Annotated in this window: 1 protein-coding gene; it reads left to right on the top strand. The window is 53.0% G+C overall.

What is annotated here, in order from left to right; genetic code table 11:
- Window positions 1-168: 168 nt before the first annotated feature.
- A partial coding sequence (locus ACP2WS_RS11305) for a hypothetical protein (RefSeq protein ID WP_426460858.1) occupies window positions 169-543 on the top strand: 375 nt, incomplete at its 3' end.

The raw sequence follows: 543 nt of genomic DNA, 5'->3' as shown, positions 1-543 counted from the left end.
CGGTCAGCCGGTGAGACGGTATTACAGGAAAAGCATCTATCCAAAACATCCAGAAATAGGTGATTTAAAGGGATATGCAGACCTCGGCCATCAGTCGCCAGAACAATTCAGTCCGGAGAATAGAAACCACCTCTTCACCATCACAGCTACCGCCCGCGAGGTGCGGTCATGAGTATTTCTACAGATCATTCCTGCAAGGATATAGAGGTCGGCGTTCGTCCCCAAGGCAAAGAAGATCAAGTGACGTTCAATGGAATAACTTCCAAAATCCTTGACCATGCCAGCACCCCCCGCGCAGCCGACCGGGAGCCCCTTTCCCTGTCATGGCTGCACCGCCGTCCCCTCTTTCGGCACATGGCCCTCGGAAGTGCAGCCCTTCTCTCCACCCTCTGTCTTTCTGCGTGCCATATGCAAAACTCCATCACCCCCAATGGTGGCACACCATCGGATATTCGGCTCAATGTCTTTTCAGGTGACGGCCCTGTGTACGGGCACCGCAAAAAGCATCCACAGCATGTCTATGAGATAACCATCAGGATTGAC

This window comes from Brachymonas moutaii (nom. illeg.), assembly GCF_049977365.1.
GTDB lineage: Bacteria > Pseudomonadota > Gammaproteobacteria > Burkholderiales > Burkholderiaceae_C > Brachymonas.
The sequence above is the reverse complement of the archived record's forward strand: the minus strand, read 5'-3'. Positions and strand labels throughout refer to the sequence as shown.